This is a genomic window from Shigella sp. FJ200513, from assembly GCF_040495915.1.
Taxonomy (GTDB): domain Bacteria; phylum Pseudomonadota; class Gammaproteobacteria; order Enterobacterales; family Enterobacteriaceae; genus ECMA0423.
Window position 1 is genome coordinate 26,480 of the sequence record NZ_JBDYCV010000039.1, and the last position, 8,793, is coordinate 35,272.

Annotated in this window: 8 protein-coding genes and 1 pseudogene; 7 read left to right on the forward strand and 2 right to left on the reverse strand. The window is 51.7% G+C overall.

The genetic code is table 11. The features are described 5' to 3' along the window. Positions 1-12 precede the first annotated feature (12 nt). Positions 13-1,347 (reverse strand): galactarate/glucarate/glycerate transporter GarP, encoded by a 1,335-nt coding sequence (gene garP / locus ABZJ92_RS10745; protein ID WP_000599646.1) that lies wholly within the window; start codon positions 1,345-1,347, stop codon positions 13-15. A gap of 374 nt (positions 1,348-1,721) precedes the next feature. Here garP and garD point away from each other — a divergent pair, with 374 nt between their 5' ends. Further along, positions 1,722-3,293 (forward strand): galactarate dehydratase, encoded by a 1,572-nt coding sequence (gene garD, locus ABZJ92_RS10750; protein WP_001273759.1) that lies wholly within the window; start codon positions 1,722-1,724, stop codon positions 3,291-3,293. Positions 3,294-3,344: 51 nt separating this feature from the next. On the opposite strand, the gene agaR is transcribed toward garD, so the two are convergent. Continuing rightward, positions 3,345-4,169 (reverse strand): aga operon transcriptional regulator AgaR, encoded by an 825-nt coding sequence (gene agaR / locus ABZJ92_RS10755; RefSeq protein WP_000072195.1) that lies wholly within the window; start codon positions 4,167-4,169, stop codon positions 3,345-3,347. A gap of 248 nt (positions 4,170-4,417) precedes the next feature. Here agaR and kbaZ point away from each other — a divergent pair, with 248 nt between their 5' ends. From kbaZ to ABZJ92_RS10785, 6 genes and pseudogenes are all read left to right on the forward strand, one after another. Beyond that, a complete protein-coding gene (kbaZ, locus tag ABZJ92_RS10760) occupies positions 4,418-5,698 on the forward strand; it encodes a tagatose-bisphosphate aldolase subunit KbaZ (RefSeq protein WP_000681907.1) in 1,281 nt (426 codons plus the stop codon). A gap of 22 nt (positions 5,699-5,720) precedes the next feature. Beyond that, the gene (gene agaV / locus ABZJ92_RS10765; RefSeq protein WP_001295547.1) at positions 5,721-6,194 is read left to right on the forward strand and encodes a PTS N-acetylgalactosamine transporter subunit IIB; all 474 of its coding nucleotides are present in this window, start codon (positions 5,721-5,723) and stop codon (positions 6,192-6,194) included. Positions 6,195-6,204: 10 nt separating this feature from the next. After that, positions 6,205-6,984 (forward strand): PTS N-acetylgalactosamine transporter subunit IIC, encoded by a 780-nt coding sequence (gene agaW, locus ABZJ92_RS10770; protein ID WP_000406202.1) that lies wholly within the window; start codon positions 6,205-6,207, stop codon positions 6,982-6,984. Then, positions 6,974-7,783, forward strand: coding sequence for a PTS N-acetylgalactosamine transporter subunit IID (agaE, locus tag ABZJ92_RS10775; RefSeq protein ID WP_000157931.1), 810 nt, complete (start codon positions 6,974-6,976; stop codon positions 7,781-7,783). Before agaW ends, agaE begins: the two co-directional genes overlap by 11 nt. An 86-nt stretch (positions 7,784-7,869) precedes the next feature. Next, a complete protein-coding gene (agaF, locus tag ABZJ92_RS10780; protein ID WP_000948809.1) occupies positions 7,870-8,304 on the forward strand; it encodes a PTS galactosamine/N-acetylgalactosamine transporter subunit IIA in 435 nt (144 codons plus the stop codon). Further along, positions 8,301-8,717: pseudogene (locus ABZJ92_RS10785) on the forward strand (N-acetylglucosamine-6-phosphate deacetylase); the annotation flags it as partial. The gene agaF and the pseudogene ABZJ92_RS10785, both read left to right, overlap by 4 nt. Positions 8,718-8,793: the final 76 nt, after the last annotated feature.

An 8,793-nucleotide genomic window follows, 5' to 3' on the forward strand; every position in this document is an offset into this window, starting at 1 on the left:
TTATACCTTTGCTTATTTCTGCAATTCCATACGTTTAATGTCGCCAACTACGAAGAGGTAGCAGACCATCGCCATCAGCGCTGAACATCCCACGAAAACCAGTGCTGCATTGAAGGAGTGCAGTTCACTTACCAGGTAGCCAATCACCAGTGGAGTGACAATGGAGGCAACATTGCCAAAGACGTTAAAGACGCCGCCACAGAGGCCAACAATCTCTTTCGGCGCGGTGTCAGAAATCACCGGCCAGCCCAGAGCACCAAATCCTTTGCCAAAAAAAGCCAGCGCCATCAGCATGACCACCAGCGTGGTGTTGTTGGTGTAGTTACATAAGATGATGGTGGAAGCCAGCAACATTCCCAGCACAATCGGTAGCTTACGTGCCAGGGTCAGGGATAAACCGCGTTTGATCAGATAATCCGAGAAGACACCTCCCAGCACGCCGCCCGCAAAACCACACAGTGCCGGAATCGAGGCGACCAGACCCACTTTCAGAATCGACATGCCTTTTTCCTGCACCAGATAAATCGGGAACCAGGTGAGGAAGAACCAGGTGATGGTGTTGATAAAATATTGTCCGAAAAATACGCCCAACATCATGCGGTTAGAGAGCAATTGCTTGATGTAATGCAGTTTGGGACCGCTTGCTGCCGCGCTGCCCGGCTTTTTGTGGTCCATATCGACCACCGCGCCATTTTCAGAGATAAACTTCAGCTCTTCCTCAGACATACGTGGGTGATCTGTCGGGTTATGAATCAACTTGATCCACAGCGCCGTCAGCACAAAACAAATCACCCCCATAACGGTAAAGACGTGCTCCCATCCCCAGGCGAAAGTCAGCCAGCCAAGCAGAGGCGAAAAGAGCGCCAGCGAGAAATATTGTGCCGAGTTAAAGATGGCGGAGGCAGTACCACGTTCTTTCGTCGGGAACCAGGCGGCGACAATACGGGCGTTCGCCGGGAAGGATGGAGCTTCCGAGAATCCCAGCATAAAGCGCATAAAGAACATGGAGATCCCTGCCCAAGCCAGCGGGAACATATCAACAAAGCCTTGCAGGAAGGTGAACAGCGACCAGAAAAAGAGGCTGTAGGTGTAAACTTTTTTCGAGCCAAACTTATCAAGCAACCAGCCGCCGGGGATTTGCATCAGCAAGTAGGCCCAGCCAAAAGCGGAGAAGATGTAACCCATCGAAACCGCACTTAACTGCAACTCTTTTGCCACTTCGGTACCAGCAATAGACAGCGTTGCACGATCGGCGTAGTTAACGGCGGTAACAATAAAAATAATCAGTAATATTAAATAGCGGGTATGCACACCTTTCCTTTTTTCGTCAACGGTGTCCAGAATCATTTTATTTACCTCGGGTACTTATGCTGATTTTTATTATTATGGGGAAGGTGTTATTTATAAGTTTCATTTATGCCGTAACGACAATGAACTCGGGAATTAGTATAAGCAGCGCGAGAATAATAATCATTGTGCAAATGCTAATTTAATTAATACTTTTTAAATATTATTTTGAGCATATGCACATAAGGTTGCGCGCTAAAGCACAGATTTGCGCTTTACCTTGCCGGGCGGCACTGCAATCCCTAAAATGATTGACATTGATCACATTTCTGCGTTTAAACTCCTGACATTCTTATTTCACCCAATGAAATCATTTATTTTTAAATGAGACCAGGTCCTCATTTTAATAACCCCTGGCTGGAGAATATTGCACAATGGCCAACATCGAAATCAGACAAGAAACGCCAACTGCGTTTTATATAAAAGTTCACGACACAGATAATGTGGCAATTATTGTTAATGATAATGGCCTGAAAGCAGGAACGCGTTTTCCGGATGGGCTGGAATTAATTGAACATATTCCCCAGGGGCATAAAGTCGCATTGCTGGACATTCCGGCTAATGGTGAAATTATTCGTTATGGCGAAGTGATTGGTTACGCCGTGCGTGCAATCCCACGCGGAAGCTGGATCGACGAATCAATGGTTGTACTACCGGAAGCGCCGCCGTTACACACGCTGCCACTGGCAACCAAAGTCCCGGAACCCTTACCGCCGCTGGAAGGATACACCTTTGAGGGCTATCGCAATGCCGATGGCAGCGTGGGCACCAAAAACCTGCTCGGCATCACCACCAGCGTCCACTGTGTGGCAGGCGTGGTGGACTATGTAGTAAAAATCATTGAACGCGATCTGCTACCGAAATACCCGAACGTCGATGGCGTGGTGGGGCTGAATCATTTGTACGGTTGTGGCGTGGCGATTAACGCACCGGCAGCAGTTGTACCTATTCGTACCATTCACAATATTTCGCTGAACCCTAACTTTGGCGGCGAAGTAATGGTGATTGGCCTGGGTTGTGAAAAGTTGCAGCCTGAGCGCCTGCTGACTGGAACGGATGATGTGCAAGCTATTCCAGTAGAAAGCGCCAGCATTGTCAGTTTGCAGGATGAAAAGCATGTCGGTTTTCAGTCCATGGTCGAGGATATTTTGCAGGTCGCCGAACGCCATCTACAAAAACTGAATCAACGTCAGCGAGAAACCTGTCCGGCTTCAGAACTGGTTGTCGGCATGCATTGCGGTGGCAGCGATGCGTTTTCTGGCGTAACGGCAAACCCGGCGGTTGGCTATGCGTCTGATCTACTGGTGCGCTGCGGCGCAACGGTGATGTTTTCAGAAGTCACGGAAGTGCGTGACGCGATCCATCTGCTGACACCACGCGCAGTGAACGAAGAGGTCGGCAAACGGCTGCTGGAGGAGATGGAGTGGTACGATAACTATCTCAATATGGGAAAAACCGACCGCAGCGCCAACCCTTCGCCGGGCAACAAGAAAGGCGGTCTAGCAAACGTGGTAGAGAAAGCGCTCGGCTCCATTGCTAAATCGGGCAAAAGTGCAATTGTTGAAGTGCTGTCGCCCGGTCAACGCCCGACTAAACGCGGATTAATTTACGCCGCGACGCCAGCCAGCGATTTTGTCTGTGGCACGCAACAGGTGGCTTCGGGTATCACCGTGCAAGTGTTTACGACCGGTCGTGGTACGCCGTACGGCCTGATGGCGGTACCCGTCATTAAAATGGCACCCCGCACCGAGCTGGCGAACCGCTGGTTTGATTTAATGGATATTAATGCGGGCACCATCGCTACCGGCGAAGAAACTATTGAAGAGGAGGGCTGGAAGTTGTTCCACTTTATTCTCGACGTCGCCAGCGGGAAGAAGAAAACCTTCTCGGATCAATGGGGACTGCATAACCAGCTGGCGGTGTTTAACCCAGCACCGGTGACCTGATAATTCAATTCGTATTATGCCCGATAGCACACGTTTATCGGGCATATTGAGTCACAGCGAAGACGCGTGATCCCCGACCAGAATCACTTCAACCCCAGCCTTTCGCAGTCCTTCCAGACTATCCGCAGGAATGCCTTCATCAACAATGATCATGTCGATACGTTGAGTATCAATGATCTTATGTAAACTGGAACGATTGAATTTACTGGAATCGGTGACCACGATGATCCGTTCCGCAACTTCGCACATCCGACGGCTTAAACGGGCTTCATCTTCATTATGTGTGCTGACGCCGCGCTCCAGATCGATCGCATCTACACCAAGAAACAGCATATCGAAGTGGTAATTTTGCAGCGATTGCTCAGCCTGATCGCCGTAAAAAGATTGCGACTGACGGCGCAAATGCCCGCCGGTCATCAGCAGCTCAACGCCTTCCGCTTCCAGCAACGCATTAGCCACGTTCATACCGTTGGTCATCGCAATTACGTCAGTGTACTTGCGCATCAGACGAGCAATCTCAAAAGTGGTGGTCCCGGAATCGAGGATCACCCGATGACCTGGCTGAATCAACTCAACGGCAGCTTTCGCAACGCTGCGTTTCATCGCGGTGTTCAGTGCGCTTTTATCTTCCACTGATGGCTCGACTGACGGCGTCGTGCTATCGCAGATCAACGCGCCACCATAGGCACGCACAGCGATCCCCTGCTTTTCCAGAAACGCCAGATCATTGCGGATCGTCACAGTAGATACGCCATACAATGCCGACAGATCGTTAACCTGCACACTCCCTTGCTGTCGCAGACGCTGAATGATCTGTTCTCGTCGCTCGCTGGTGCCTGTCACTCGCTTCTCACCTGAAGCGTCGGTATTACTCATAGTAAGTCCTTTCGTAAAACTTTCGTTTCATTTCGTTTTGCCTATTAACGCCTTTCTATTAAGCAAATGCAAGCCCACCTTGCCCATTGGCGCAAGCTACTCTCGTTTCAGTGACTTTCATTACGTTTCTTTTGTGAATCAGATCAGAAAACTATTATCTTTCGTTTTATTTTTATCTCACCATGACGCAGTATCAATTGAAACAAAACGAAAGATCAATATCGCAGTAATCTGAACTGGAGAGGAAAGTGAAACATCTGACAGAAATGGTGAGACAGCACAAAGCGGGCAAAACAAATGCAATTTATGCCGTTTGTTCCGCACATCCGCTGGTGCTGGAGGCTGCAATCCGCTACGCCAGTGCAAACCAAACGCCGTTACTGATTGAAGCAACCTCCAATCAGGTAGACCAGTTCGGCGGTTATACCGGAATGACGCCCGCCGATTTTCGCGGCTTTGTTTGTCAGCTCGCCGACTCGTTGAATTTCCCGCAGGATGCGCTGATTCTGGGTGGTGACCATCTGGGGCCAAACCGCTGGCAAAACCTGCCAGCCGCTCAGGCAATGGCCAATGCCGATGATTTGATTAAAAGCTACGTTGCGGCAGGATTCAAAAAAATCCACCTTGATTGCAGCATGTCCTGTCAGGACGATCCAATTCCCTTAACTGATGACATCGTGGCTGAACGCGCCGCCCGTCTGGCGAAAGTGGCGGAAGAAACCTGTCGCGAACACTTTGGCGAAGCCGATCTGGAGTATGTCATTGGTACCGAAGTGCCGGTACCTGGCGGCGCGCATGAAACCTTAAGCGAGCTGGCGGTCACCACGCCGGATGCCGCCCGCGCCACGCTGGAAGCCCATCGTCACGCCTTTGAAAAGCAAGGTTTGAATGCCATCTGGCCACGCATTATTGCCCTGGTGGTTCAACCCGGCGTCGAATTCGATCACACCAACGTTATTGATTATCAGCCCGCCAAAGCGAGCGCCTTAAGCCAGATGGTCGAAAACTACGAAACGCTGATTTTCGAAGCGCACTCTACCGATTATCAAACGCCGCAATCTCTGCGCCAGCTGGTGATTGACCACTTTGCCATTCTGAAAGTTGGCCCGGCGCTGACCTTCGCCCTGCGTGAAGCCCTTTTTTCTCTGGCGGCGATTGAAGAAGAACTGGTACCAGCGAAAGCCTGTTCCGGTCTGCGTCAGGTGCTGGAAAACGTGATGCTCGACCGCCCGGAATACTGGCAAAGCCACTACCACGGTGACGGCAACGCGCGTCGTCTGGCGCGTGGTTACAGCTACTCAGATCGCGTGCGCTATTACTGGCCGGACAGCCAGATTGATGACGCTTTCGCTCATCTGGTTCGTAATCTGGCGGATTCACCAATTCCGCTACCGCTCATCAGCCAGTATCTGCCGCTGCAGTACGTGAAAGTTCGCTCCGGCGAGCTGCAACCGACGCCACGGGAACTCATTATAAACCATATTCAGGACATCCTGGCGCAGTACCACACAGCCTGTGAAGGCCAATAAGCAAAACAAAGAGGAACATGCTATGCCAAATATTGTTTTAAGCCGGATTGATGAACGCTTGATTCACGGTCAGGTCGGCGTTCAGTGGGTCGGATTTGCGGGGGCAAATCTGGTGCTGGTAGCCAACGATGAGGTTGCCGAAGATCCGGTACAACAAAACCTGATGGAAATGGTACTGGCAGAAGGGATCGCCGTACGTTTCTGGACGCTGCAAAAAGTTATCGACAACATTCATCGCGCCGCCGATCGACAGAAAATCCTGCTGGTTTGTAAAACACCCGCCGATTTCCTGACGCTGGTGAAAGGTGGCGTTCCGGTGAATCGCATTAACGTTGGCAATATGCACTACGCCAATGGCAAACAACAAATCGCCAAAACGGTTTCTGTGGATGCGGGCGATATCGCAGCATTTAACGACCTGAAAGCCGCTGGGGTGGAATGCTTCGTTCAGGGCGTCCCGACAGAGCCTGCTGTGGACCTCTTTAAATTACTTTGAGGGATTCATCATGGAAATCAGCCTGTTGCAGGCATTTGCGTTGGGCATTATCGCCTTTATCGCTGGCCTAGATATGTTTAACGGCTTAACCCATATGCACCGCCCGGTGGTCCTCGGCCCGTTGGTCGGGCTGGTACTTGGCGATCTGCATACCGGAATTTTAACCGGCGATACGCTGGAACTAGTGTGGATGGGGCTGGCCCCGCTGGCGGGCGCACAGCCGCCTAACGTGATTATCGGTACTATCGTCGGCACGGCGTTTGCCATTACTACTGGCGTGAAACCCGATGTCGCGGTCGGTGTCGCCGTACCTTTCGCTGTCGCAGTACAGATGGGGATTACCTTCCTGTTCTCGGTGATGTCTGGCGTGATGTCTCGCTGCGACCGGATGGCGGAGAACGCCGATACTCGCGGCATTGAACGCGTGAACTATCTGGCACTGCTGGCACTCGGCACTTTCTATTTTCTCTGCGCTTTCCTGCCTATCTACTTCGGCGCGGAACATGCAAAAACCATCATTGATGTCCTGCCGCAACGATTAATCGACGGCCTCGGCGTCGCGGGCGGCATCATGCCAGCAATCGGTTTTGCCGTGCTGCTGAAAATCATGATGAAAAACGTCTACATACCCTACTTCATCCTGGGCTTTGTTGCCGCAACCTGGCTCAAGTTACCGGTGCTGGCTATTGCTGCCGCCGCGCTGGCGATGGCGCTGATCGATCTGCTGCGTAAATCTCCTGAACCGACTCAACCTGCGGCACAGAAAGAGGAATTTGAAGATGGCATCTAATCAAACCACCCTGCCGAACGTCAGCGAAAATGAAGAAACACTGCTGACTGGCGTCAATGAAAACGTGTATGAAGATCGGAGCATTGCCGCGGAGCTGACGAAAAAAGATATCAACCGCGTCGCCTGGCGTTCCATGCTGTTACAAGCGTCTTTTAACTACGAACGTATGCAGGCTTCTGGCTGGTTGTACGGTCTGCTGCCTGCTCTGAAAAAGATCCACACTAATAAACGCGACCTGGCGCGCGCCATGAAGGGGCATATGGGTTTCTTCAATACCCATCCGTTTCTGGTGACGTTTGTTATCGGCATTATCCTTGCGATGGAGCGTTCTAAGCAGGACGTTAACAGTATTCAGAGCACCAAAATTGCCGTCGGTGCGCCGCTTGGCGGGATTGGCGATGCGATGTTCTGGCTAACGCTACTGCCGATTTGTGGCGGGATAGGCGCAAGCCTCGCGCTACAAGGCTCTATTCTTGGCGCAGTCGTCTTTATTGTGCTGTTCAACGTGGTACACTTGGGGCTGCGTTTTGGTCTGGCGCATTATGCTTACCGCATGGGCGTGGCGGCGATTCCCCTTATTAAAGCGAATACCAAAAAAGTCGGCCATGCTGCGTCAATCGTTGGAATGACGGTAATCGGCGCACTGGTGGCAACCTATGTTCGTTTAAGCACCACGCTGGAAATCACGGCGGGCGACGCAGTAGTTAAGTTACAGGCTGATGTTATCGACAAACTGATGCCTGCCTTCTTACCGCTGGTCTACACCCTGACCATGTTCTGGCTGGTACGCCGCGGCTAGAGTCCGCTGCGCCTGATTGCGGTTACCGTGGTTCTAGGGATCGTCGGTAAATTCTGCCATTTCCTTTAAATACAATGAGGTATTAGATGTTAAGTATTATTTTGACAGGGCATGGCGGGTTTGCCAGTGGCATGGAAAAAGCAATGAAGCAAATCCTCGGCGATCAATCGCAGTTTATTGCCATCGATTTTCCCGAAACCTCAAGCGCCGCGCTGCTTACATCGCAGCTTGAAGAGGCCATCGCCCAACTGGATTGTGAAGACGGCATTGTTTTTCTGACGGATTTGCTGGGCGGCACGCCGTTTCGCGTAGCTTCAACGCTGGCGATGCAAAAACCGGGCTGTGAAGTGATTACCGGCACCAATTTGCAACTGCTACTGGAGATGGTGCTGGAGCGCGAAGGGTTAAGCGGTGAAGAATTCCGTGTACAGGCGCTGGAGTGTGGACACCGAGGGCTGACCAGTCTGGTGGACGAGTTAGGCCGCTGCCATGAAGAATGTCCGGTCGAGGAAGGAATATGACACACGTTCTGCGCGCCAGAAGGCTGCTGACTGAAGAGGGATGGTTCGATGACCATCAGTTGCGTGTTGCTGACGGTGTCATCGCAGCAATCGAACCGATTCCAGTGGGCGTGACTGAACGCGATGCGGAACGGCTCTGCCCCGCTTACATCGACACCCATGTACACGGTGGTGCGGGCGTTGATGTAATGGATGACGCGCCGGATGTACTCGACAAGCTGGCAATGCACAAGGCACGCGAAGGTGTCGGCAGTTGGTTACCGACCACCGTAACCGCGCCGCTTAATACCATTCATGCGGCGCTGAAACGTATTGCTCAACGTTGCCAACGCGGCGGACCTGGTGCGCAAGTGCTGGGGAGTTATCTCGAAGGACCGTACTTCACGCCGCAGAATAAAGGCGCGCATCCGCCGGGTAATGCTGCCAACTTACTGATTTAGTGTATGATGGTGATTTTAAGGTGCTTGCGTGGCTTCCATTTCCATCAGA